Raw genomic sequence first — 23,829 nt, 5'->3', positions numbered from 1 at the left:
AACAGGGGGCCCATTCATGACCGAACACAGCCACGAGGGCGGCGGAAACGTGCCGGGCAGGCGGCGCCGGCGTTTCGCGGGCATCTCGTCCCGGGCCTATGAGCATCCGGCGGACCGCTCGGCTCTGGTGGCCCTGCGCAAGCTGAGCGGTTTCGACACTGTCTTCAAGACACTGAGCGGTCTGCTGCCCGAGCGCAGCCTGCGGCTGCTCTTCCTCTCCGACTCCGTCCGGGTGAGCGACGCCCAGTTCACCCATCTCCACGACATGCTGCGGGACGCGTGCTACATCCTGGACCTGGAGAAGGTCCCGCCGATGTACGTCACCCAGGACCCGCAGCCCAACGCCATGTGCATCGGTCTCGACGAGCCGGTCATCGTGGTGACGACGGGGCTGGTGGAGCTGCTCGACGAGGAGGAGATGCGGGCCGTCGTCGGCCACGAGGTGGGGCACGCCCTGTCCGGCCACGCGGTGTACCGCACGATCCTGCTGTTCCTGACCGGCATAGCGGTGAAGGTCGCCTGGATCCCGCTCGGAAACGTGGCGATCATGGCGATCGTGACGGCGCTGCGCGAGTGGTTCCGCAAGTCGGAGCTGTCGGCCGACCGGGCGGGGCTGCTGGTGGGCCAGGACCTGCAGGCGTCGATGCGCGGCCTGATGAAGATAGCGGGCGGCAATCATCTGCACGAGATGAACGTGGACGCCTTCCTCGCCCAGGCCGACGAGTACGAGAAGGCCGGCGACCTGCGCGACTCCGTGCTCAAGATCCTCAACCTGCTGCCCCGCTCCCACCCGTTCACCACGGTGCGCGCGGCCGAGCTGAAGAAGTGGTCCGAGTCCCGCGACTACCAGCGGATCATGGACGGCCACTACGCCAGGCGCGAGGAGGACAAGGACACCTCGGTGACGGACTCCTTCCGGCAGTCCGCGGCGCACTACGCGGACGCGGTGCGGACCAGCAAGGACCCGTTGCTGAAGCTCGTCGGCGACATAGCGGGCGGCGCCGGGGACCTGGGCGGCAGACTCCGCGACAAGTTCACCGGCCAGAGCGGCGGGGCCGGCAGGGGCGGTGCGGCGGACGGCTCCAAGGACGGCGCTACGGGCCCGACGGGCCCGGAGCGGCCGGACGGGTCCCGGGGCCCTGAGGAGGGGCCGGAGCCGTCGGGGAGCTGACCGCCAGCGTTCCGCAGAGTGCCGCCGTGGGCCGGCCCGTGTCGTACGGGTCGGTGCCCGCGGGGCCGCGGACGGCGGCGCGCTGCCCGGCGAGCAGGGGCCGCAGGGCGCCGGTGGTGTCCGGGGTGCACGCCTGCGGTCCGGCCTGCACATAGCTGGTCCGCAGTTCCAGCCGGTGCAGCCGCAGGTCCTCCCGGTCGAAGTGGAAGACCAGTTCGCGCCGGACGGTGAAGAGCGAGGCGTCATCGGCCCCGTGCGCCCCGGAGGCGGCGGGCCGGAGCGCGTAGGTGAAGGTATGGTCCGACACGACTTCCAGGGTGTCGGAGCCGGTCTCGCTGTAGCTCAGCGTGCCCCGGACGCGTACGTCGGGATCGGCCAGGGCCACCTTCGCCGGGTCGAAGTGGACCAGCCAGCCGGCGGGCGCGTGCTGCCCGTCGTCGGCCGGCCGCTTCATGCTGCGGTCGAACTGGGCCATCTGGTCGGGGTCCAGCAGCATCTCCACCGGCCGCAGCGCGCGCCCAGTCAGGACATCGGGTTCGAGCGAGGAGGCGACCAGGTACTCCTTGACCGTGTTCAGGGCCGTCCCGACCTGGTTCTCCGAGAAGTTGGCCGTGGCCCTGACCGGCGGCAGGTTGATGCCCGCGACGCCTTTCGCGAACTGGGCGGCGGGGCTCCTGGAGAGGAGGTCGGCGGCCTTTCCGCCGGGCACGGCGCCGCGCGGGGTCAGGGGGACGACGGTCGAACTGAGCGGTTCGGCCGCGCGGCCGGCGGGCGCCTGGTAGGGGTGGCGGAAGCCCATGTACACGGCGGTCCCGAAGGCCAGGACGATCAGGAGGATCAGGGCGATGAGGGCCCGGGAGCCGGACCTGAGCCTCCGGCGCGGGAGGCTCCGCACGGCCGGGGTGTGATCCGCGATGCGTTCCTGGGCGGAGAACTCCTTCAGCCTGGCAGCCCGCACGAACGACTCGTCGAAGACGAGCCACCGGTACTCGTCCTCGCCGCCACCCGGAGTGTTCTCGGACGGACCTTCTGGTGGTTCTCCGCGGTGTGCCATGACTTCTCCCGACTCCACGTCACCGACCGGGGCCGCGACGCTTCGCTCTGCTTCGGCCGATGGCTTCGGACAGGGCCCGCTCGTCATGGCGCGCCCGGCGCCCCATGACCACCCGTGTGCGGACGAGTGAGAAGCCCCCTCGGGGAAGAGGGGTCACACCTTCAGGGTAGGTCGATTGCGGCGACGGTAAACGCGGGAGGCGGGAACGGCTCAGCCGGGCGAGAGCGTCGGGAACGGCCCCGCCGGGCGACGGAAGCGGGAACGGCTCCGCCGAGCGCGAGGAAGGGCCTTCCCGGGCGCGAGGGCGGCAGCGGGGCGACGGCAGGTCGTCGGTGGCCCGTGACGGGGCCGGGCGAGGGCGGGAGGGTGAGGCGGCCGGTCGTGGCGCGCGGGGCTCCGGCCGGTCGGCGGCGCATGAGCTCCGGCCGATGGCGGTGCGTGGGGCCCCATCCGGTCGTGGCGCGCGAGGGGCGGGGGCGGCACGCGAGGCCCTGGCGGGGGCGGCACGCGAGGCCCTGGCGGGGGCGGCGCGCGAGGGGGCGGGGCGGCGCGCGGGGTTCGGCCGCTCACGTCGCGTGGGTCCTCGGTCGCCGGTCGTGTTCCCGGTCGGTTTCCTCGGCTCCTGGACAGCTTCCTCGGTTCCCGGTCGGTCTGCCCGGCTCCCGGTCAGTTTCCTCGGGAGACCGCCGGGACCGGGGGGCGCAGGTCACCGGCGGACATCGACGGTATGGCGGTGGGGGCCGGACCGGGGCCCCTGTCCACGCCGGTGGTGGCGGGCGGAGGAGCCGGGGCCTGGCGGTTGCCCGACGCGTTGCGGTAGACGGCCCCGAAGGCCAGCGCGACCATCCCGATGCCCATCAGCACGGCGAGGATCCAGGCCACGGGCCGGTGCCAGCGCGCCGAGCCCCGGTAGGGGCGCAGCGCACCGCCGTGCCGCCCGTAGGGGCTGTCGTAGGCGTCGTCGTCGGGGTCCAGCGGGTCGTGGGGTGCGCTCTCGCCGCCGTACCCGCCGTACTTATCGTCGGCGTACTCGTCGTCCAGGGGGCCGCCGCCCGCCCGGGACCGGGAGGCCTCGGCCTCGGCCCGTGCCTGCGCGGCCGCGAGCAAACGCTCCACCGCGGTGGGTTCGTGGATCTCGGCGGCCCGGACGAAGTCCTCGTCGAACACCACGGAGGCGAAGTCCTCGTCCGCGCCCCCGCGGTCGTCGTCGGGCTCCCCGCCGTCCGGGAACGGCCTGCCCCCCACGTCGTCCGGCACGGCTCCAGACTAGCCCCGCAGGGTCGTTCTGGGCAGAGAGGCGGCGACATTCACCGACCCCGGACGGTCACCCGGTCACCGCACGTGGCCGTCGCCCGTGACGATGTACTTGGTCGACGTCAGCTCCGGCAGTCCCATCGGGCCCCTGGCGTGCAGCTTCTGCGTGGAGATGCCGATCTCGGCGCCGAAGCCGAACTGGCCGCCGTCGGTGAAGCGCGTCGACGCGTTGACCGCCACCGTCGTGGAGTCGACCAGTTGGGTGAACCGGCGGGCCGCGGCCTGGGAGGTGGTCACGATCGCCTCGGTGTGACCGGAGGACCAGAGCCGGATGTGCGCGACGGCCGCGTCCAGCGAGTCCACGACGGCCGCGGCGATGTCGTAGGAGAGGTACTCCGTCTCCCAGTCCTCCGGGGTCGCCGGCACCACCGTGGCCCTGGTCCCGGCGGCGTGCGCCAGGACCCGCTCGTCGCCGTGCACGGTCACCCCGGCGTCGGCCAGCGCGTCCAGGGCGCGCGGCAGGAACTCCGCGGCGACGTCTTGGTGCACCAGGAGCGTCTCGGCGGCGTTGCAGACGCTGGGGCGCTGCGCCTTGGAGTTGACCAGGATGTCGACCGCCATGTCGATGTCGGTCCGCGCGTCCACGTAGACATGGCAGTTGCCGGTGCCGGTCTCGATGACCGGAACGGTGGACTCCTCCACCACCGTGCGGATGAGCGAGGCGCCGCCGCGCGGGATGAGGACGTCGACGAGGCCGCGGGCCCGCATCAGCTCGCGCACCGACTCGCGGCTCTCCCCCGGCACCAGCTGCACCGCGTCGGCGGGAAGGCCCGAGCCGCCGACAGCGTCGCGGATCACCCGAACGAGTGCGGTGTTGGACGCGTACGCCGAGGACGAGCCGCGCAGCAGCACGGCGTTGCCGGACTTCAGGCAGAGCGCGGCGGCGTCGACCGTCACATTGGGCCGGGCCTCGTAGATGATCCCGACCACGCCGAGCGGCACCCGGACCTGCCGCAGGTCGATGCCGTTGGGCAGGGTGGAGCCCCGGACGACCTCGCCGACCGGGTCGGGCAGGGCCGCCACGTCGCGTACGTCGGCGGCGATGGCGCGGATCCGCTCCGGGGTGAGGGTGAGGCGGTCGACGATCGCCTCGCTGGTCCCGGCCTCGCGGGCGCGGGCGACGTCCTCGGCGTTGGCCTCGACGATCTCGCTCGTCCGTACTTCCAGCGCGTCCGCGATCGCGAGCAGCGCGTCGTCCTTCGCCGCGCGCGGCAGGGGCGCGATGTCGGCGGCGGCGGAACGGGCCCGGTAGGCGGCCTGGGCGACCGGGGACATGTTGTCGTACGGCGAGAGCGTGGTCATGCCCGCAGCGTAATGCGCGCACCTCGGGCATCCGCCACGTATCCCGTGATGCGAGACGACCGCCGCGGGCCCGCGCCGGATCGGTCGTCGCCGCCTCGCCCCGGATCGCGCGGCCTCCCACGACGCGGGCCGGGGCGGACCGGGACCGACCCCGGACCGGGGCCGGTCGTGGGCCGGAGCCCATCGTGAGCCGAGGCGGCTCGTGGGCCGGGGCCGACGGCGGGCCGGGGCGGGACCGGCCGGGCACGGCACTCGGCGCACGGGCCCGGCCGTCCGGGGCCACCGGCCGGAGGCCCTGGGAAGCCGACCCGGCCGGAACGCCCGGCCGCGCGGCGAGCCCCGGAACCGGCGCGCCGGCGCTCAGAACGGATGCACGCCGACCGGGGCCGCCGGGGGCGGCCCGTATCCCTCGGCGACCCGCTGGTGGTAGGTCTCCCGGTCGATGACCTCCAGGCCGACGATCTCCCAGGGCGGCAGCCCGGCGGTGGAGCGGTGCTCTCCCCAGAGCCGCAGCGCGACGGCCGCCGCGTCGTGCAGGTCCCGGGCTTCCTCCCAGTAGCGGATCTCCGCGTGGTCGTTGGCGTACCGGCTGGTCAGCAGGAAGGGATGGTCGTGCGCGAGCTGTTCCAGACCGCGTCTGACCTCCCTGAGCGGGATCTCGACGCCCGAGACGCTCAACGTGATGTGCCAGAGCCTGGACGGGGTGCGCTCGGCGGCGCTCCCCTCGCCCGCCGTCGCGGGACCCGGGCGGGCGGTCCGGTCGTCCGCGCGGTCCGCGGGCCGGCTCCCGTCGAAGCCGGCGCCCGCTCCGACGCTGGTCAGGGCCCGGCCACCCGTTCCTCGGGGCGGCGCCCCCGGGCGCGCTCGTCTCACCGGCGGCCTCCTGTGAATGCGTTTGCTGTGCGGTCCCCCGCTGTGTCCCCGTAACAAAGTTGACCAGTCATCGGCCCCGGATGGGGTGGTTTTCGGGAAGGTCTCCGTTCCGAGGTCCGACTTTCGACCGTTTCGGGTGGTCTGTCAGCGGTGCAGAAGGACCAGATCGTCCCTGTGTACGATCTCGCGCTCGTACGCCGGGCCGAGTTCGCGCGCCAGGTCGCGGGTGGAGCGGCCCAGCAGCTGCGGGATCTCCTTCGCGTCGAAGTTGACGAGTCCGCGGGCCACGGCACGCCCGCCGAGGTCGCGCAGCTCCACCGGGTCGCCCGCGGTGAACTCGCCCTCGACCGCCAGGATCCCGGCGGGCAGCAGCGAGCCGTGCCGCTCGACGACCGCCCGCACGGCCCCGTCGTCGAGGGTCAGCGAGCCCTGCGGGGTGGAGGCGTGGGCGAGCCAGAGCAACCGGTCGGCCGACCGGCGTCCGGTGCGGTGGAAATAGGTGCCGGTGGCGCGTCCGGCCAGGGCGTCGGCGGCGCGGCTGGCCGAGGTGAGCACCACCGGCACCCCGGCGGCGGTGGCGATCCGGGCGGCCTCGACCTTGGTGACCATGCCGCCGGTGCCGACGCCCGCCTTCCCCGCGCTGCCGATGACGACCCCGGCCAGGTCCTCCGGCCCGGCGACCTCCGCGATCCGCGAGGCGCCCGGGGTGCTGGGGTCCCCGTCGTAGAGGCCGTCCACGTCCGAGAGGAGGACGAGCAGGTCGGCGCGGACCAGATGGGCGACGAGCGCCGCGAGCCGGTCGTTGTCCCCGAAGCGGATCTCGTCCGTGGCCACGGTGTCGTTCTCGTTGACGACCGGGAGGGCGCCCATCTCCAGGAGCTGGTCCAGGGTGCGGCAGGCGTTGCGGTAGTGGGCGCGGCGGCTGGTGTCGTTGCTGGTCAGCAGCACCTGGCCGACGCGTACGCCGTAGCGCGCGAAGGACGCGGTGTAGCGGGCGACGAGCAGCCCCTGGCCGACGCTGGCCGCGGCCTGCTGCCTGGCCAGGTCCCTGGGCCGGCGGTGCAGGCCCAGCGGGGCGAGCCCGGCCGCGATGGCGCCGCTGGAGACGAGCACGATCTCCCGTTCCCCGCCGCTGCGCACCTTGGCGAGCACGTCGACGAGCGCGTCGACGCGGTCCGCGTCGAGTCCGCCCGCCGCCGTGGTGAGGGAGGAGGAACCGACCTTGACCACGATCCTGCGGGCCTCCATGACGCCCTGCCTTGCCCCTGTCACGTGCTTTCCCCAATGAATCGGCCTCGCCCAGCCCTCGCAATCTACGCGAAGGCGGGGAGCGGGCGCCCGCGCGTTCCGTCCCGTGGACGCGGGCGCCGCCCGACCCGGACCGGCGCCGCCCCGCTCCCGCGCGCACCGGACCGGGCCCGTCCGCGACGGCCGTGCGGGCCGTGCTTCGCGACGGCCGCGCGGGCCGTGACTTCGGCTGCTATTTCCCTTGCGCATTCGAAAGGCCAGCCTTCCCGGTGGTGCTCGGCCATCGGAACGCTTCATTCATCCGGGAGCCGATAAGGTGCGTGGCGGCGGCCCTCCCCCGATCGCTTCGGCAGTGGCAGCGCCGGCCCCGCATCCGCCGCCATCTCCAGAGACCTACAGATATTGGGACAGCAGCGATGCCAGTCAAAGTAAGCGTCGTCATTCCGGTCTACAACCCGGGCAAGTACATCGACCCCTGCATCGAATCACTGCTGCGGCAGACTCTCCCCGCAGAAGAATTCGAAATTCTTTTCGTGAACGACGGGTCGACCGACGACACCCCGGCACGGCTCGAAAAACTGGCGGCGGAGCACCCGCATTTCCGGTTGATCACCATCCCCAACTCCGGCTGGCCGGGAAAGCCCCGGAACGTCGGCGTGGACGAGGCGAGGGGCGAGTACGTCCAGTTCGTCGACCAGGACGACCGCCTCGCCCGGGACGCCCTGCGCCGGCTGTACGAGATGGGGCGCCGCAACGGCTCGGACATCGTCATCGGCAAGGTGGCCAGCGACTTCCGGGGCGTGCCGCACGGCGTGTTCAGGAAGAACCGCGAGAAGTGCACCCTCCGTGACGCGCCGCTGTACGACAGCCTCACCCCGCACAAGATGTTCCGCACGGCGTTCCTCCGCGAGAACGGCATCGCCTACCCCGAGGGCAGGCGCCGGCTGGAGGACCAGCTGTACATGATGCGGGCGTACTTCCCCGCGAAGGCCGTCTCGATCCTCGGGGACTACACCTGCTACTACTACTCCCGGCGCGACGACGGCAAGAACGCGGGATCCGCCAGGATCGTCCCGTCCCAGTACTACGGGAACCTCCGCGAGGTCCTGGACGTGGTCATGGCGAACACCGAGCCGGGGGCGTTCCGGGATCTGCTGCTCCGCCGCTTCCACCGGGTCGAGATGCTGAGCCGGCTGAGCGAGCCCGCGGTCCTCAAGTACCAGCCGGACTTCTTCCGCGAGATGGTCGACGCGATCAGGCCGCTGGCCCTCGACTTCATGGGCGACGGTGTGCACGACGGCCTCGGTCCGCTGCTGCGGGTGCGGTCCGCGCTGCTGCGCGCGGACGACCGGGAGGGGCTGCTGCGGATCGCCCGGTTCGCCGGGACGGTCAGGGCGTCGGCCCGGCTGGAGGAGTTCGCCTGGCGGCCGGACGGCCGGGCCGCCGTGACCGTGACCGCCCGGCTGGTCCAGGGCGAGGAGCGGGAGCCGGTCAGGCTGCTGCGCCGGGACGGCCGCTACTTCCTGCACCCGGACACCGGCGGCGGGATTCTGCCCCCGGACGAACCGCTGGACGTCACCGACGACATCGGCGGCTTCTCCGCCGAACTCTCGCTGCGCAACCGGGAGACGGCCGTCGAGTGGCCCTGTCCCGCCTCCTTCACCGCCGAGATCGACGACCTCGGCGACGGGGTCTGCGAGGTCGTGCTGCGCGGCAGCGGCCAGGTGCCCACGGAGGCCGTCAAGGGCCGGGGCAGGGTGTCCCGCGGCTTCTGGGACGTCTGGGTGCCGCTGCGCGGGCTGGGCCTGGTCCGCAAGGCGCGACTGGGCGCCGACCGCGCGCCGGAGGTGGACGCCGCCTGCCTGCCCGCGTTGCTCGGTGATCCGGCGCGCGCCGTCATCCCGTACTTCACCGACCCCCACGGCAATCTGACGTTCGACGTGAGCCGTCGCGGCAAGAAGCTCGCCGCCCGCCTGAAGGGGCGTCCGGTGCTGCTGGTCCCGGGCCGCCGGCCCGAGCTCCGGCTGGACCTCTTCACCGCCGAGGCCACCGCCGCGTCCGAGGCCCGTCTGGTCCTGAGCCCGGCCGACGGAGCCGACCGGCCCGCGCACACCCTGCGCACCACGCTGCACCCGACGAAGGGCCGGGCCCATCTGATCGTCCCGGAGCGCGCGCCCGGCGCCCCGGCGGGCGCCTGGAACCTCTCCGTCCGGCTGGACGGGGAGAAGGATCCCGCGCTGCCCCTCTGCCCGGTCACCATCGGCGGGGGCGGGCGGATGCGGCTGGATCCCGGCCTGTCCGAGGCCCCGTCCTCGATCATGGCGGGGGTCGCCGCACAGCGCCGGAAGGCGCGACTGCGGCGGGCGCTGCGCACCGTCGGCGGCCCTGTCGTGCGCAGGCTCCCTCCGCGGGGGCGGAAGCGGGCGCGCCGTCTCGCCCGACGGCTGCTCGCCGGCTGATCGGGCCGCCGGCCGGCCCCGGACCGCCGGCCGGCGCGGCCCGCCCGGCCGGTCCGCCCCGCTCGGGGCCGTCCCAGCATCAGAACACCAGCACGAGAACACACCGGAACGAGGACGTGATCGCATGCGGCAGCTCTCCATCGCAGGGGCCTGGGTGCACGAGCCCAAGGTCTTCCCGGACAGCCGCGGCAGCTTCCACGAATGGTTCAGGGCATCGGACCTGGGCGAGGCCATGGGGCACTCGCTGGGGCTCGCGCAGGCCAACTTCTCCGTCTCCAGCCGGGGAACCCTGCGCGGTGTGCACTTCGCGGACGTGCCGCCGAGCCAGGCCAAGTACGTGAAGTGCGTGCGCGGCGCGGTGCTGGACGTCGTCGTGGACATCCGGGTCGGCTCGCCCACGTACAAGCGGTGGGAGGCCGTCCGGCTCGACGACGTGGACCATCACGCCGTCTACCTCGCCGAGGGGCTGGGCCATGCCTTCATGGCCCTGACGGACGACGCGTCGGTGGTGTACCTGTGCTCCGAGGGCTACGCGCCCGCGCGCGAGCACGGTGTCCACCCGCTCGACCCGGAGCTGGGCATCGAGTGGCCGGAGGGCATCGCTCCGCTGCTGTCGGACAAGGACGCCGCGGCGCCCTCGCTGGCCGAGGCCGAGAAGCGGGGGCTGCTGCCGTCGTACGAGGCGTGCGAGGCGTACTACGCGCGGCTGCGCGCCCGGGGCTGAACCGGGCGCCGGCCCCGGCGCGCCGTCCCAGCCCCGTCACTGCGCCGTCCCTGCGCCGACACTGCGCCGGCGCGCCCGGGCACCCGGGCGCCCGCGGCTCAGCCGGTGGCGGCCCGGATGCGCCGGCGCAGGGGCGCGAACGCCGAGCGGGGTCGGCGCAGATTGCGGGCCCGCGCCAGGGCCGGCCAGAAGTCGGCGCGGAGCAGCGCCTCCGGCTGGACGACGTTCTTCCGCATCAGCACCTCCTCGGGCACGTTCTGCGGATCGGGTACGACGTACTCCTCGACGATCCGGTCGTACGCGTCCCTCAGGACCCTGTTCTCCGGGTCGGCGCCGAACACCACGGCCATCCCGGTCGGTGCCGTGTCCACCTCGACGACGAGCAGGTCGGGGCGGTAGCGGCGCAGCACCTGCACCACCTTGTAGACATCGCCGGTCCAGAACGTGGTGTGGCGGTCGCGGGCCGCCTCGTCGGCGTTCCTCGGCAGCATGTCGTCGAGCACGATCACACTCGACCAGCGGGAGTGCCTCTCGACGTTCATGAAGTCGCGCAGCGCGTACTCGAAGAGGTGCATGCCGTCGATGAAGGCGAGTTCCAGCCTCGGGTCCCCGCCGAACAGGCCGAGCGGGTCGCGGCGGGCGAGGGCGCGAAACGGATTGCGCCCGTTCCGCAGATGCACCAGCGGATCCGAGCGGGCGAAAAAATCGTCGCTGGTCGCCTTGACCAGGTGAACGTCGCAGCTGATATCCGTGATCACCCGAAAGGCCGGGTCGACGGCGACGGAGGGCACCCGGGAGAGGGCCAGGCTTCTGCCGTCATTGACCCCGATCTCCAAATAGTTCCGGGGACGGTGGACTCGATGCACATGACGCAGGAATTCATGGCGGTTCACGTGGGGCAGCCCTTCGGGAGGCACCGACTGATCCGTTCCCGGCGAAGTTACCGTATGAACATACGGCGACGTATGCACCCTCCCCGCGCCAAACCTGCTTTTTCATGCGTTTGGAATGCGGCGGCACGCGTTATCGAGAATGCGACCGGAAATCGACGGTCGAACATTCCCCCGATCGCGGCCGCACTTCGACCCTCACTGCCGAACTTCGCTCCTACTGCCGCCTCGCTGCCACCCTTCGCCCCTTCTGTCGCTCCTCGCTCCTCACGGCCGTTCCGTCGCGACGAGCGCCGGGAAGGATTCGGCGAGCGCCGCCCGCCAGTCCCTGATCGGTTCGATCCCGGCCGCCGCCCAGCGTTCGTGCCCCAGCACGCTGAACGCGGGCCGGGGGGCCGGCCGCGCGAAGGCCGCGCTGGTCGTGGGGCGGACACGGTCCGGGTCGGCGCCCAGCAGCCGGAAGATCTCGCGGGTGAATCCGCACCACGTGGTCTCGCCGCCGCTGGTGCCGTGGTAGACACCTGCGGGCGCGGCGCCCGCGAGCGCGCCCCGCCCGAGCCGGACCAGCCGGTCGGCCAGGTCGGCCGTCCAGGTGGGCTGCCCGCGCTGGTCGTCCACCACGTCGAGGGTGTCCTTCGCGCCCTCCAGCCGGATCATGGTGCGGACGAAGTTGCCGCCGCCCGCCCCGTACAGCCAGGCCGTGCGCACCACGTATCCGGTGTCCGGCAGGGCGTGGAGCACGGCCCGCTCGCCGACGAGCTTGGTGCGTCCGTAGGCGCTGCGCGGGGCGGTGGGGGCGTCCTCGGCGTACGGCTTCTCGCCGTCGCCCGCGAAGACGTAGTCCGTGGAGACCTGGAGGAGAACGGCGCCGTGCTCACGGCAGGCCTCGGCGAGGAGCTCGGGCCCCCTGCCGTTGACCAGCAGCGCGGCGTCCTCCTCGGTCTCGGCGTCGTCGACCGCGGTCCAGGCGGCGCAGTTCACCACGACGGCCGGGCGGTGCTCCGCGAAGGCCGCGCGCACCGATCCGGGGTCCGCCACATCGAGTACCGCGCGGTCCGCGCCGACCGCGGTGGCGTCCTCGCCGGCGAGCCGGGCCAGGACGTCCCGGCCCAGCATCCCGGCGGCCCCGGTGACCAGCCAGACGTCGCTCACAGGGCGGCCCTCTCCTTCAGCGGCTCCCACCAGGCGCGGTTGTCGCGGTACCACTGGACGGTCTCCGCGAGGCCGGTGCGGAAGTCCTTGCGGGGCTCGTAGCCGAGCTCCTCGCGGATCTTGGCGCAGTCGACCGAGTAGCGGCGGTCGTGACCCTTGCGGTCCTCGACGTGGACGACGCTGTCCCAGTCGGCGCCGCACGCCTCCAGCAGCAGGGCGGTGAGCTCCTTGTTGGAGAGCTCGGTGCCGCCGCCGATGTTGTAGATCTCGCCGGGCCGGCCCGCGGTGCGGACGAGTTCGACGCCCTGGACGTGGTCGTCGATGTGCAGCCAGTCGCGGACGTTGCCGCCGTCGCCGTAGAGCGGGACCGGCTTGCCGTCCAGCAGGTTGGTGACGAAGAGCGGGATGACCTTCTCGGGGAAGTGGTGGTGCCCGTAGTTGTTGGAGCAGCGGGTCACCCGGACGTCGAGGCCGTGGGTGCGGTGGTACGAGAGCGCGATCAGGTCGCTGGACGCCTTGGCGGCGGAGTACGGCGAATTGGGCGCGAGCGGGTCGGTCTCGGGCCAGGAGCCCTCGTCGATCGAGCCGTAGACCTCGTCCGTGGAGATGTGCACGAAGGTCTCGACGCCGGCCAGGTGCGCTGCGTCGACCAGGGTGTGGGTGCCCACCACGTTCGTACGGACGAACTCGGCGCCGCCGTCGATGGACCGGTCCACGTGCGACTCGGCGGCGAAGTGCACCACTTGGTCGTGCTCGGCCATCAGCCCGGCGACCAGTCCGGCGTCGCAGATGTCGCCCCGCACGAACCGGAAGCCGGGGTGGTCGCGCACCTCGTCGAGGTTGGCCGGGTTGCCCGCGTAGGTGAGCTTGTCGAGCACGGTGACGGCGACGTCGCCCGGTCCCTCGGGACCGAGGACCGTACGGACGTAGTGCGAGCCGATGAATCCCGCGCCGCCGGTCACCAGGATGTGGGTGGTCATGAGGAGATCTGCACCTTGCTGTGGTCGCCGAGCACGAGTCGGTGGGCGGACGGGGAGCGGGGCGCGGGAGTCACCTCGACGTCGCGGCCGATGAGCGACGCCTCCACGCGGCGGACGCCGGCGAGGGAGGCGCCCCGCAGGACGATGGAGTACTCGATCTCGCTGTCCTCGATCCGGCAGTCCTCCGAGACCGAGGTGAACGGGCCGACGTACGCGCCGCTGATCACCGACCGGGCGCCGATGATCGCGGGCCCGACGATGCGGCTGCCGCTGACCTTGGCGCCCGGCTCGATCCGCACCCGGCCGATGATCTCGCTGCGCTCGTCGACCTCGGCCCCCTCCCGGTGGGGCTCCACGGTCTCCAGGACGGTGCGGTTGACCTCCAGCATGTCGGTGACGTTGCCGGTGTCCTTCCAGTAGCCGCGGATCGTGGTGGAACGGACGTCGCGCCTCTGGTCGATCAGCCACTGGATGGCGTGGGTGATCTCCAGCTCGCCCCGCCAGGACGGCTCGATCGAGCGGACCGCCTCGTGGATGGCGGGGGTGAAGAGGTAGACGCCGACGAGCGCCAGATCGCTCTTGGGCCGCTTCGGCTTCTCCTCCAGGCCCACCACCCGGCCCCCGCCGTCGAGCTCCGCGACGCCGAAGGAGGTCGGGTCGGGCACCTGGGTCAGCAGGATCTGCGCGTCCGGCCGGTCGGCGCGGAACCCCTCCACCAGCCCGGCGATCCCGCCGACGATGAAGTTGTCGCCGAGGTACATGACGAAGTCGTCGTCCCCCAGGAAGTCGCGGGCGATCAGCACCGCGTGGGCGAGACCCAGCGGTCGGTCCTGCGCGATGTAGGTGACCTCGGTCCCGAACCGGGATCCGTCGCCGACCGCCTCGCGGATCTCCTCCGCGGTCTCCCCCACGATGATCCCGACCTCGGTGATGCCCGCTTCCGCGATGGCCTCCAGGCCGTAGAACAGCACGGGTTTGTTCGCGACCGGCACCAGTTGCTTGGCCGAGGTGTGCGTGATGGGACGCAGGCGGGTGCCGGCCCCTCCGGACAGTACGAGAGCCTTCACGTGACCAGTCCTCACGGTTGGGATATCCGCCTTGTCGCGGCAGCGGCCCGATGCTCCTGACGCGACATTCCTGATGCGCGACTTTACTGAGAATCGCCGCGCGCTTCCCCGGCTCGTCAACTTCGCGAACAAAAGGCGAACTAAATACGAACACGCGCGCGGACCCTTATACCGGTCCATCGGAGATCGCGAGGCATCCCGATAAAATGACGGGCCGGCCTCTAAAATGACGGGCCGGCCTCGCCGTGAACACCTCGCCGCGGGCGCCGCATCGCGGATACCTCACCGGGAATGCCCAGCCTCCGGGACGAACCCTCACCGCGAACGACGGCAACCCTCGCCGGGGCGACGGCACGGCCCCGCCGTCGCTCCCCACGCGGCCGGACAACCGGCCGCGGGCCGGGCCCCTCGACGGAACCCGGCCTGCCTCGCGCACACCGCTCAGCGCGCGCTGATCCGCGACTTCCAGCGCCGCACGTCCCGCCGCACGCGCCGGATCAGGCGCCGCGACAACGACGCCTTGCGCGCCACCGCCTTGGGCCGCTCGATGCGCTTGCCGTCGTGCCAGTCGGGCACGGTGACCTCGAAGTCGGATTCCGTGAGCCCGCTCGAACGGTCCCGGAAATGCGGGTAAGCCAGGAAGACCTTGTCCCCCTTGCGCGAACGCACCACCTCGGGAACGGACTTCTCCCGTACGAAGGTCAGCAGGTCCACCAGGACGTCGGCCCGGCCGCGCGCGACGGCGGCCAGCCGCAGCCGCTCCGCGACCTTGATCAGGCGCGCCACCCCGTCGCTCCAGTAGGCCTCCATGAGCGGCGCCGCCAGCTCCATCTTGTGGCGGCGGACCTCCTCCGAGTCCCGGAGGAAGACCGGACCGAACTGCTGCAGCATCCCGACCGTGAAGGGGCGGACCATCAGGAAGTCGCGCTTGGGGCCGGCCGGTTCGAGGCGGTGGACGAGCTGCATCATGGCGCGCATGGAGTCGAAACGCCATTCGTAGGTGCCGCTCTTGGTGACCTGCTTTCCGTCCGCCCGGCCGACCAGGTGATAACAGGTGTAATCGGCTACGACCGAGACTCCGGCGCCTCGCAGATAAGCCTCCATGGTGAAGAGCGCGTCCTCACCCGTTTTGAGGCTCTCGTCGAACTTCAGATCGAGCCGCTCCAGGAGTTCCCGCCGGAAGAGTTTCTGCGCGCTCAGCGTGTATATGACCTTGGAGTTGTAGACGTCGACCCGTTCCCGGGTTTTCGACCACATCGAACGGGGCGCCCCTCGGTTCACCCCGACCACCTTGCCCAGGACCACGTCGGTCCCCGCCCGGTCGGCCATCTCGACCATGCGTTCGAGAGCCTCTTCGCCGAAATAGTCGTCGGCGTCCAGAAAGAACACATAACGTCCGCGGGCCATCCCCAGGCCCACGTTGCGCGGACCGCTGGGCCCGCCGGAATTCGCCTGCCGGACGACCCGGGTCGGAACCTTCGTCCGGGCCGCGAACTCCTCCAGGTACTCGCCGGTGCCGTCGGTCGACCCGTCGTCGACCGCCACGATCTCGATCCGGTCCGCGCCGATGCTCTGCGCTTCCACCGATTCGAGGCAGCGCACGAGGTAGGGCATCGCCTCGTACGCGCCGACGATTACCGTCACATCAGGAGTTGGCATGTCGTTCACATCAACAGAAGACAGGCGGCTTCATCCGTTGGTTGCCCCTCACCTTCACCCTAACGGGTGATGCTCCTCACAAAAACCCGGCACAACCCTTTTGGGTTATGCCGGGCCTGGTGAGCCGTGTTAGAGGGGCCGTCGACTTTGAGCCATCCGCGCGTTTCTCAGCCACCCACGGGGGCGCCGACGTTCTTCGCCAGACGCTCGTTCCGGGCCCTGGACCTGGCCGCGAGCGCCTCGACGGCCCCGTTGAACCGCACGATCGAGGCGGGCTCGTCCGGGCCGAGGAGGTACTCCTTCAGCTCGCGACGGTCGGCCGCGAGGGTGTCCGCGGCGGGGTCGGCCACCGCCGCCAGCAGCTCGTCCAGCTCGCTCGCCTCGTTGGACAGGATGACCGCGGCGCGGACCGCGGTGTTCTGCCGCCGGAACTCCTCGACGCCCAGGGCGGCCGAGTCGGTGACCGCGTACGGCTTGCCGCTCGCGATGAAGTCCGACACCACGCTGGAGATGTCCGAGACCATGGCGTCCGACTCGTTGAAGCAGTCGTACAGCCGCATCCGGGCACCCGTGACGATCTTGTGCTCCCACCAGCCGAGCGCGCGCCAGGAGGCCGCGTTCCACTCGTCCCTGAGCCGCGCGATCTCGGCCTCGCGCGCCGGGTCGGCCAGCGAGTCGCGGGACAGCTCGGCCTCGTCGCCGGACGTCCGGCCGCCGCTCGCCAGCGCGTCGAGGCGCGCCTCGATACGGGCCAGCTCGGCCCGCGCCTCGGCCCGGACGGGCCGGAGCGCGGCGGACTCCTCGGCCCACCGGGGGTCGGCGGCCCGCTCCGCGGCGGCCTTCTCGATCATGGCGGTGATCCGCTGGTGCGCCGCCTTGGCCTTGGCGCTGCGGGTGCCGGTGAAGGGGTGCGGCTTGTAGAGGAGCCGGACGGGCCGCTCGGCGTTCAGCAGCCGCCGGACGATGTTCTCGCCGGCCAGCAGCAGCGAGGTGTTGCCCGGGTTGTCGTCCCAGCCCTCCCAGGTGGGCGCGTACAGCACCGTCGGGATCGGGTTCTTCGGCGCGCCGGTCCCCGGCCGGATGGGGGCCAGCTGCGGGCGGCCCACCTCGACGATGTCCTCGTCGCGCACTCCGACGTCCGCCAGGGCGTAGCGGTCGCGGCCGGCCCGGCCCGCGGTCCACACCTCGTCGTACGCCTTGCTGTACGGGTTGACGCTGGCGATCTTGTCGCTGTCGCCGTGGCCGATGAAGACGTGCTTCATCGTCGGCACCCGGAGCAGGTGGATGTTCTTGCCGACGTTGGCCGCGTAGAGCGCGACCCGCACCGACGAGAGGTCCAGGTTCATCAGGTGCACGCCGCCGGGCACGCAGATCACTGGCACCGACGTGCTGTTCAGCTGGGAGATGATGGGGCGCTCGCGCAGCAGGATCAGCGGGCGCCCCTCGACCTGCGCCATGGTCTCCAGCCACATGTTGACCTGGTAGGCCGATTCCTTGGAGCCGGAGAAGTAGAGGACCACGGTCGGCTGGTACTCGCGCAGCCAGTCGCCCACCGCGGCGAGCACCTTGGCGTCGGACCCCACCTGCCGCTTCGGGCGGAGGTACGGGAGGAGCGCCGCCAGGTAGCAGACCGCGAGGACCAGGGTGACGCCCAGGCCCACGTAGCCGATGACGTGTACATCGCTCGCGATCGCGGCCAGGACCCCGGCCATCGCGAAGACGTCCAGGTGGAGCGCCTTCTCCGCGGCCCGGTTCATCAGCAGCGGCCGGGGCGCGTCCGGGATCCGGACTCGCTCCAGGTCGACGTTGCGGGTGACGACGGGCAGCCTGCGGCGGAGCTTGATCAGAGTCACTATGGCGCTCTGCGGCGCCTGGAGGGCGTAGAAGGCGAGCAGGCAGGCGACCGTCGTGTAGAACAGCGTCTCCTCGCCGTATCCCATGCGGGAGAGCAGCAGGATCAGCAGCAACTGGCGTACCAGGAAGCGGATCGAGAGCCCGGCGCGGATCGCGGACAGCCGGTTGATCAGGTAACTGCCGCGATGATGCAGATACTGATCGGCCACATAAGTCACCGCGGCCGCGCCCGCGAAGAACCAGAGACTGGGAAGAAGGGCCGCCAGCATTATGCATGGAAAGCCCAGAGCCATGAGAAGAGCGGCGGCCAGTTCCGAACCGCTGCCCACCCTGGTCAAGCGCATGGCTTTCGAAATCACGAAGTACCGCTCCCGAGGGTGCCGGACGTTTGCCTTGCAAGGGAATTGTGAAGCCCGAGCTTCACGCATTCGGACCCCTGGAGTTCGCCCGCGGCGACTTCAGGGGTCCGAAAATTCGTTTGTCAAGCAGTATTACACATCGGCCTGTCGGTCCAGGACGGCGGCCAGGGCCTGCTCGAAGCCGGACGCCTCGGAGGCGCCGCGGGTCGGGTCCTGCTGCCGTACGTCGATGACATGGCCGGTCATCTCGGAGAGCAGAACGTCCAGGGAGGTCCTGGCGACCGCCTCGGAGGAGAGCAGCGTACCCGCGGGCTCCTCGCCGAACGCCTTGGTGCGCATCGGCGTGGCGGTGCGCTCGGGGTTCACGCAGTTCACCCGGACGCCCTCGCCCGCCCACTCGTCCGCGAGCGCCTGGGTGAGGTTGACCATGGCGGCCTTGGTCGACGAGTAGAGGCTGTACTCCGCGCGGCCGCGGGTGTAGCTGCTGGAGGTGTAGAGCAGCAACTGGCCCTTGGTCTCGGCGAGGTACTTGTGCGAGGCGCGGGCGATCTGGACCGGCGCCAGGTAGTTGACGTTCAGCGCTTCCTGGATCGTCGCGTTGTCCGTCTCGGCCAGCCTGCCGATGCGGAGCACGCCCGCGGTGTTGACCACGTAGTCGATGCGGCCGGTGTCGGCGTACGCCTTGGAGAGCGCCTCGTCGATGTGCTCCGGGTTCTCCACGTGCGTGCCCGTGGTGGAGCGGCCCAGGGCGTAGACGGTCGCGCCGTAGGACTCGGCGAGCGTCGCGATGTCCGCGCCGATGCCGTACGAGCCGCCGAAGACGACCAGGGTCTTGCCGGTGAGCAGCTCGCGGTAGGCGGCGTCGTCCGTCGGCTGCGGGACGGCGGTGGAGGCCAGCTGGAAGAGCTTGTCGGCGATGAACACGTCGACCGGCTGGGTCACCTTCATGTTGTACTCGTCGCCCGCGACGACGTAGATCGGCACGTCGGGAAGGTACTTCAGGACGACCGAACAGTCGTCGGTGGCCTGGAAGTTCGGGTCCCCGGAGGCGATCTCGTAGGCCCGGCGGATGGTGGACAGCTTGAACGCCTGCGGCGTCTGGCCGCGCCGCAGCCGGGAGCGGTCGGGCACGTCGGTGATGAACTCGCCGTCGTCGCCGTGGGTGCGGGTCACGATGATCGTGTCCGCGGACGGGATGGCGACGTCGACCGCCTGGTAGCGGTCGAGGGCGTCGACGCAGTCCTTGATGACGCGCTGCGAGAGCAGCGGGCGCACGGCGTCGTGGAAGAGGACGTTGCGGTCCTCGCCCTCGGCCAGGCCCTCGCCGAGGGCCGCGATGGCCCGCTCGGTGGTCTCGTTACGCGTGGCGCCGCCCTCGATCACCTTGGTGACCTTGGTGATCCCGGCCTTGGCGACGATCTTCTCGATGTCGGGCACATAGCCGGGGGCCATCAGCACGATGATGTCGTCGATGGAATCGGACTGCTCGAAGATCGACAGGGTGTGCTCGATGACCGCCTTGCCCGCGATCTTCAGCAGCTGCTTCGGGATCGACAGGCCCACACGCTGGCCGGTGCCGCCGGCGAGCACGACTGCTGTGGTTCGGGCTTGGGCTATGTGCTGAGCAGACACGGACGACCTACCTTGAGGGCTGGGAGACACAGCGATGGTTGCACTCTCCGTTACCGTCTCGCAAGGTGGACGTCAGCCACCGCACGCGGTGACGACACCTTGCGCTGCCTTGCGATCAGGGCAAACGCCGGAATCGACGCATCCCCGGCGGGTGACCGACGCCACACGGTTGAGCAGCGTGAATCACCCTTGAGCGGGTTCGACCGGGCGCCTTACTGACGCGGAGTGCGCGCCGGGCGGTCCGACGACCGTACCGGAACCGATTCTTCCGGCGGCCGCGGGGCGGCGGGCGGTCGTTCCCCGGCGACCCGTTCCGGACGCCGACCGGGTGCGCGGCGGCCGGACCGGTCGGCCCGGGCCGTCCCCGCCCCGACCTGATCCGCCATGGACGAAATGAACCGCCCAGTACGCGCGCCGCGCCCGAAGAGCCCCGCCCCGAACCGCGCCCGGCCCCACGCACCGTGCGGCACTCGGCTGCTGCCGGACGGCGGACGCCACCCGACAGCAGCCGGCAACCGGCGTTTCGAGGCGCAGGGTCCAGGGGGTGTCTGATAAATGAGTGCGGGAGAAGGAGCGGGGTCCGGTGCGTGCGATCGCAAGGCGCCGGAGCGTCTGCGTGGCGGAGCCACGTGGGCGGTTCGGCAACGCCACGAGCGTGCGCACCGGACCCCGCGACGCCGCAGGTATTCGTCAGACCCCCTAGAACGGCTCGAAGTCGTCGAACTCCCGCTGCGACTCGTCGCGTTCGGCCTCGCGGTCACGCCGGCGCTGCGCCGCCGGGCGGGGCGCGTCGAAGCGGTGGTCCTCGCCGCGCCGGCCGAGCATCTCGGCGCCCGACGCCATGGTCGGCTCCCAGTCGAAGACGACCGCGTCGTCCTCGGCGCCGATGGCCACGCCGTCGCCCTCGCGGGCGCCGGCCTTCATCAACTCGTCCTCGACACCGAGGCGGTTGAGCCGGTCCGCGAGATAGCCCACGGCCTCGTCGTTGTTGAAGTCGGTCTGCCGCACCCAGCGCTCCGGCTTGTCGCCCCGCACCCGGTAGAGGCCGTCCTCCTCCTTGGTGACCGTGAATCCGGCGTCGTCGACGGCCTTCGGGCGGATGACGATACGGGTCGCCGCCTCCACGGGACGGGCCGCGCGCGCCTCGTCGATGACGCCCGCGAGCGCGTAGGAGAGCTCCTTCAGGCCGGTGCGGGCGACGGCCGACACCTCGAAGACGCGGTAGCCGCGCTCCTCCAGGTCCGGGCGGATCATGTCCGCGAGGTCCTTGCCGTCCGGGATGTCGATCTTGTTGAGGACGACGATCCGGGGCCGGTCGCCCAGGCCGCCGTACTGCTTCAGCTCCTCCTCGATCACGTCGAGGTCGGAGACCGGGTCGCGGTCGGACTCCAGCGTCGCGGTGTCCAGCACGTGCACGAGGACCGAGCAGCGCTCCACGTGCCGCAGAAACTCCAGGCCGAGGCCGCGGCCCTGGCTGGCGCCCGGGATCAGGCCCGGGACGTCGGCGATGGTGTAGACGGTGCTGCCCGCGGTGACCACGCCGAGGTTCGGCACGAGCGTCGTGAACGGGTAGTCGGCGATCTTCGGCTTGGCGGCCGAGAGGACGGAGATGAGCGAGGACTTGCCCGCGCTCGGGTATCCGACCAGCGCGACGTCGGCGACGGTCTTGAGCTCCAGGACGATGTCCCGGGCCTCTCCGGGCTCGCCCAGCAGCGCGAAGCCGGGGGCCTTGCGCCGGGCGGAGGCCAGCGCGGCGTTGCCGAGGCCGCCGCGGCCGCCCTGTCCGGCCACGAACGCGGTGCCCTGTCCGACGAGGTCGGCCAGCACGTTGCCGTGCCGGTCGAGCACCACCGTGCCGTCGGGCACCGGCAGCACGAGGTCCTGCCCGTCCTTGCCGGAGCGGTTGCCGCCCTCGCCGGGCTGCCCGTTGGTGGCCCGGCGGTGCGGCCTGTGGTGGTAGTCGAGGAGGGTGGTGACCGACTGGTCGACGACCAGGGTCACGTCGCCGCCGCGCCCGCCGTTGCCGCCGTCCGGCCCGCCCAGCGGCTTGAACTTCTCACGGTGCACGGAGGCACAGCCGTGACCCCCGTTACCCGCGGCGACATGCAGCTCGACGCGGTCCACGAAGGTGGTCATGGTCGGAACCTCCAGTTACATACGTACGTACGGACGTCGCCCCGCTCGTGCCCGCCCGGTGCGGGGACGGCCGTCCTCTCCGGGGAGAAGCGACAGCCGTTCCTCCCCGGAGAGGAACAATCTTTTCACGAGAGAAACCGACTCGTTCATGTGAGAACAGCGCGAGAGGCGGACCTCTCCTTGACGCAACGCGCGAGAGGCGGACCTCTCTTCCCGTACGGAAAGTGAGGTCCGCCTCCGCGGAAACCGCTCGACGAGCGCCGGAATTCAGCCGGCGATCGGAACGATGTTCACGACCTTGCGACCACGGTGCGTGCCGAACTCGACCGCACCGGCGGCGAGCGCGAACAGCGTGTCGTCGCCACCGCGGCCGACGCCCGTGCCCGGGTGGAAGTGGGTGCCGCGCTGGCGGACCAGGATCTCACCGGCGTTGACGGCCTGACCGCCGAAGCGCTTCACGCCGAGCCGCTGAGCGTTGGAATCGCGGCCGTTCCGGGTGGACGACGCGCCCTTCTTGTGTGCCATGTCTCCTCAGTCCCTTACTTCGCGGCGGCGGGGATGCCGGTGACCTTGATCGCCGTGTACTGCTGACGGTGACCCTGGCGACGGCGGTAGCCGGTCTTGTTCTTGTAGCGAAGGATGTCGATCTTCGCGCCCTTGTGGTGGTCCACGACCTCGGCCTGGACCTTGATGCCGGCCAGCACCCACGGGTCGCTGGTCACGGCGTCGCCGTCGACCACGAGCAGGGTCGAGAGCTCGACCGTGTCGCCGACCTTGGCGGTGGAAATCTTGTCAACCTCGACGATGTCACCGACAGCAACCTTGTGCTGGCGGCCACCGCTGCGCACGATGGCGTACACGCGGATCTCTCTCTCGCTCGGAACGGACCCCTGACGCCAGCCGCCCGCGCGGGCCGGGGCCCACGACGATCCGGAAGGACGAGCGGCCTCTCCCGCCGGACGGACCGGCCGGGAGGAATGTGCTCAGGGGTGGGCGCGCATGGAAACACGCCGATGAGCAACATTACGGGGGGCGGCGCAGGGGGTCAAACCGGCTCGGGCGGCCCGCCCGGGCGCGAGCGGGGACGGTGGCCCCCGGAGCCCGACGGAGAGCAGCGGCCGCCCTGGCGAGATACCGCCCCGGCGGCCAGGAAACCGGACCTGCAGACGGCACTCCGGCCCGTGTGCCGGGGTGCCCACGACGGGGCTGCGCACGGAGCGAGGACAAGGGGAGAAGGCGAAAAGGTGGTGACCCGCCGGTTCGATCGGCGGGTCACCCCGGGGAACGAGCCGAGAGCTGTCCGGCCGGCCGCCACGGGCCTCGGCCGGCCCGCAAGATATTGGCCCCCGGACGTGAGGAATCAATCCTCAGGGCGCCACCGGCGGAATCTCCAGGAACTCCGTCAGGAGTCCGAACAACGCCTCGACCACCGCCCTGTCCTCGGTTTCCGTCAGCGGAACCGCGAGGTCGGTGCCTTCCCTGTCGGGAAAGACGGACATCAGGACGAGAGTCGGCCACGGGAGGTTGTACCCGCGTCGCAGTCTGGCCGCCATCCATGGCGAGAAATCGTCGAGCATCCCGTCCCCCGCCTGGGTGCGGGAACGCCGGGTGCCCACGTTCATACCGGTCAAGAAGGCGACGTACTGCGCGTACGACCGTCCAGGAACAGGGTTCCCGGCCTCCTCCACCGAGGCGCTCCGTGATCTCCACGGCACACTTCTCACAGCCCGAGGAGTGCGGAATGTCGTCGTAGTTCCCGGCTCTCCAGGTTCCCGGCTCTCCAGTCGTCCCCCATGTCTCCGCAGGCCGAGGCACGCGCCCCGAGGAGCCTCACCCTGGAAGAGGGCGAGACCGAGAGCTTCGTGCAGCCGCTCTTGAGGTTGCGCAGTACCTCGTACGAGCGTTCCAGCAGCTTCAGCTTCGACTGGACGAGGAAGTCCTGGGCTAGATCCAAC

Annotated in this window: 20 protein-coding genes; 3 read left to right on the top strand and 17 right to left on the bottom strand. The window is 71.4% G+C overall.

The genetic code is table 11. From position 1 onward, the window contains the following. The first annotated feature begins 16 nt into the window (after positions 1-16). Positions 17-1,171 carry a M48 family metallopeptidase gene (locus tag WA762_RS18385; RefSeq protein WP_335936914.1) on the top strand — a complete coding sequence of 385 codons (1,155 nt, stop codon included), beginning with the start codon at positions 17-19 and terminating at the stop codon, positions 1,169-1,171. Here WA762_RS18385 and WA762_RS18380 read toward each other — a convergent pair. The 5 genes from WA762_RS18380 to proB form a co-directional block, all read right to left on the bottom strand. Next, complete coding sequence (locus tag WA762_RS18380) at positions 1,095-2,225, bottom strand: SCO2583 family membrane protein (RefSeq protein WP_335936913.1); 1,131 nt, start codon at positions 2,223-2,225, stop codon at positions 1,095-1,097. The two genes, WA762_RS18385 and WA762_RS18380, sit on opposite strands and share 77 nt — an antisense overlap. A 666-nt stretch (positions 2,226-2,891) precedes the next feature. Further along, a complete protein-coding gene (locus WA762_RS18375; RefSeq protein WP_335936912.1) occupies positions 2,892-3,482 on the bottom strand; it encodes an SCO2584 family spore wall biosynthesis protein in 591 nt (196 codons plus the stop codon). A 75-nt stretch (positions 3,483-3,557) separates the two neighbouring features. Next, positions 3,558-4,841: a glutamate-5-semialdehyde dehydrogenase gene (locus WA762_RS18370; RefSeq protein ID WP_335936911.1), complete on the bottom strand. Its 1,284-nt coding sequence runs from the start codon at positions 4,839-4,841 to the stop codon at positions 3,558-3,560. Positions 4,842-5,201: 360 nt separating this feature from the next. After that, the gene (locus WA762_RS18365) at positions 5,202-5,714 is read right to left on the bottom strand and encodes a hypothetical protein (protein ID WP_335936910.1); all 513 of its coding nucleotides are present in this window, start codon (positions 5,712-5,714) and stop codon (positions 5,202-5,204) included. A 144-nt stretch (positions 5,715-5,858) separates the two neighbouring features. Next, the gene (gene proB, locus WA762_RS18360; RefSeq protein ID WP_335937027.1) at positions 5,859-6,962 is read right to left on the bottom strand and encodes a glutamate 5-kinase; all 1,104 of its coding nucleotides are present in this window, start codon (positions 6,960-6,962) and stop codon (positions 5,859-5,861) included. Positions 6,963-7,378: 416 nt separating this feature from the next. Here proB and WA762_RS18355 point away from each other — a divergent pair, with 416 nt between their 5' ends. Both WA762_RS18355 and WA762_RS18350 read left to right on the top strand, forming a co-directional pair. Beyond that, complete coding sequence (locus WA762_RS18355) at positions 7,379-9,421, top strand: glycosyltransferase family 2 protein (RefSeq protein WP_335936909.1); 2,043 nt, start codon at positions 7,379-7,381, stop codon at positions 9,419-9,421. A gap of 124 nt (positions 9,422-9,545) precedes the next feature. Continuing rightward, a complete protein-coding gene (locus tag WA762_RS18350; RefSeq protein WP_335936907.1) occupies positions 9,546-10,145 on the top strand; it encodes a dTDP-4-dehydrorhamnose 3,5-epimerase family protein in 600 nt (199 codons plus the stop codon). A gap of 98 nt (positions 10,146-10,243) precedes the next feature. Here the strand turns inward: WA762_RS18350 and WA762_RS18345 are convergent, their stop codons facing one another. From WA762_RS18345 to WA762_RS18290, 12 genes are all read right to left on the bottom strand, one after another. Next, the gene (locus WA762_RS18345; RefSeq protein WP_335936906.1) at positions 10,244-11,038 is read right to left on the bottom strand and encodes an O-methyltransferase; all 795 of its coding nucleotides are present in this window, start codon (positions 11,036-11,038) and stop codon (positions 10,244-10,246) included. Between the two features lie 264 nt (positions 11,039-11,302). Continuing rightward, positions 11,303-12,187, bottom strand: a complete 885-nt coding sequence (gene rfbD / locus WA762_RS18340; protein ID WP_335936905.1) for a dTDP-4-dehydrorhamnose reductase — start codon at positions 12,185-12,187, stop codon at positions 11,303-11,305. Further along, positions 12,184-13,167, bottom strand: a complete 984-nt coding sequence (rfbB, locus tag WA762_RS18335) for a dTDP-glucose 4,6-dehydratase (RefSeq protein WP_335936904.1) — start codon at positions 13,165-13,167, stop codon at positions 12,184-12,186. The genes rfbD and rfbB overlap by 4 nt, the downstream gene beginning before the upstream one ends. Next, a complete protein-coding gene (locus WA762_RS18330) occupies positions 13,164-14,234 on the bottom strand; it encodes a glucose-1-phosphate thymidylyltransferase (protein ID WP_335936903.1) in 1,071 nt (356 codons plus the stop codon). The genes rfbB and WA762_RS18330 overlap by 4 nt, the downstream gene beginning before the upstream one ends. Before the next feature lie 441 nt (positions 14,235-14,675). Further along, on the bottom strand, positions 14,676-15,902 hold the full coding sequence (locus WA762_RS18325; protein ID WP_443080624.1) for a glycosyltransferase family 2 protein: 1,227 nt from the start codon (positions 15,900-15,902) through the stop codon (positions 14,676-14,678). A 158-nt stretch (positions 15,903-16,060) separates the two neighbouring features. Next, positions 16,061-18,091: a hypothetical protein gene (locus WA762_RS18320; protein ID WP_335936901.1), complete on the bottom strand. Its 2,031-nt coding sequence runs from the start codon at positions 18,089-18,091 to the stop codon at positions 16,061-16,063. Between the two features lie 147 nt (positions 18,092-18,238). Next, entirely contained in the window at positions 18,239-19,738 is a 1,500-nt protein-coding gene (locus WA762_RS18315) for a bifunctional cytidylyltransferase/SDR family oxidoreductase (protein WP_335936900.1), read from the bottom strand. Between the two features lie 699 nt (positions 19,739-20,437). Continuing rightward, the gene (gene obgE / locus WA762_RS18310; protein WP_335936899.1) at positions 20,438-21,874 is read right to left on the bottom strand and encodes a GTPase ObgE; all 1,437 of its coding nucleotides are present in this window, start codon (positions 21,872-21,874) and stop codon (positions 20,438-20,440) included. A 267-nt stretch (positions 21,875-22,141) separates the two neighbouring features. Continuing rightward, positions 22,142-22,399: a 50S ribosomal protein L27 gene (gene rpmA / locus WA762_RS18305; protein ID WP_018103204.1), complete on the bottom strand. Its 258-nt coding sequence runs from the start codon at positions 22,397-22,399 to the stop codon at positions 22,142-22,144. A gap of 14 nt (positions 22,400-22,413) precedes the next feature. Beyond that, complete coding sequence (gene rplU / locus WA762_RS18300) at positions 22,414-22,734, bottom strand: 50S ribosomal protein L21 (protein ID WP_042812502.1); 321 nt, start codon at positions 22,732-22,734, stop codon at positions 22,414-22,416. Between the two features lie 507 nt (positions 22,735-23,241). Then, on the bottom strand, positions 23,242-23,505 hold the full coding sequence (locus WA762_RS18295) for a hypothetical protein (protein ID WP_335936889.1): 264 nt from the start codon (positions 23,503-23,505) through the stop codon (positions 23,242-23,244). A gap of 89 nt (positions 23,506-23,594) precedes the next feature. Beyond that, the coding region (locus WA762_RS18290) for a hypothetical protein (protein ID WP_335936888.1) at positions 23,595-23,829 on the bottom strand (235 nt) is incomplete at its 5' end.

Source organism: Streptomyces tyrfis (genome assembly GCF_037034285.1).
In the GTDB taxonomy this organism is placed as follows: domain Bacteria; phylum Actinomycetota; class Actinomycetes; order Streptomycetales; family Streptomycetaceae; genus Streptomyces.
The sequence above is the reverse complement of the archived record's forward strand: the minus strand, read 5'-3'. Positions and strand labels throughout refer to the sequence as shown.

Bases quoted from the DNA above. Each gene is read 5' to 3' on its own strand.
- WA762_RS18385 (WP_335936914.1), top strand. From the start codon at position 17: ATGACCGAACACAGCCACGAGGGCGGCGGAAACGTGCCGGGCAGGCGG.
- WA762_RS18380 (WP_335936913.1), bottom strand. From the start codon at position 2,225: ATGGCACACCGCGGAGAACCACCAGAAGGTCCGTCCGAGAACACTCCG.
- WA762_RS18370 (WP_335936911.1), bottom strand. From the start codon at position 4,841: ATGACCACGCTCTCGCCGTACGACAACATGTCCCCGGTCGCCCAGGCC.
- proB (WP_335937027.1), bottom strand. From the start codon at position 6,962: ATGGAGGCCCGCAGGATCGTGGTCAAGGTCGGTTCCTCCTCCCTCACC.
- WA762_RS18355 (WP_335936909.1), top strand. From the start codon at position 7,379: ATGCCAGTCAAAGTAAGCGTCGTCATTCCGGTCTACAACCCGGGCAAG.
- WA762_RS18350 (WP_335936907.1), top strand. From the start codon at position 9,546: ATGCGGCAGCTCTCCATCGCAGGGGCCTGGGTGCACGAGCCCAAGGTC.
- rfbB (WP_335936904.1), bottom strand. From the start codon at position 13,167: ATGACCACCCACATCCTGGTGACCGGCGGCGCGGGATTCATCGGCTCG.
- WA762_RS18320 (WP_335936901.1), bottom strand. From the start codon at position 18,091: ATGCGCTTGACCAGGGTGGGCAGCGGTTCGGAACTGGCCGCCGCTCTT.
- obgE (WP_335936899.1), bottom strand. From the start codon at position 21,874: ATGACCACCTTCGTGGACCGCGTCGAGCTGCATGTCGCCGCGGGTAAC.
- rpmA (WP_018103204.1), bottom strand. From the start codon at position 22,399: ATGGCACACAAGAAGGGCGCGTCGTCCACCCGGAACGGCCGCGATTCC.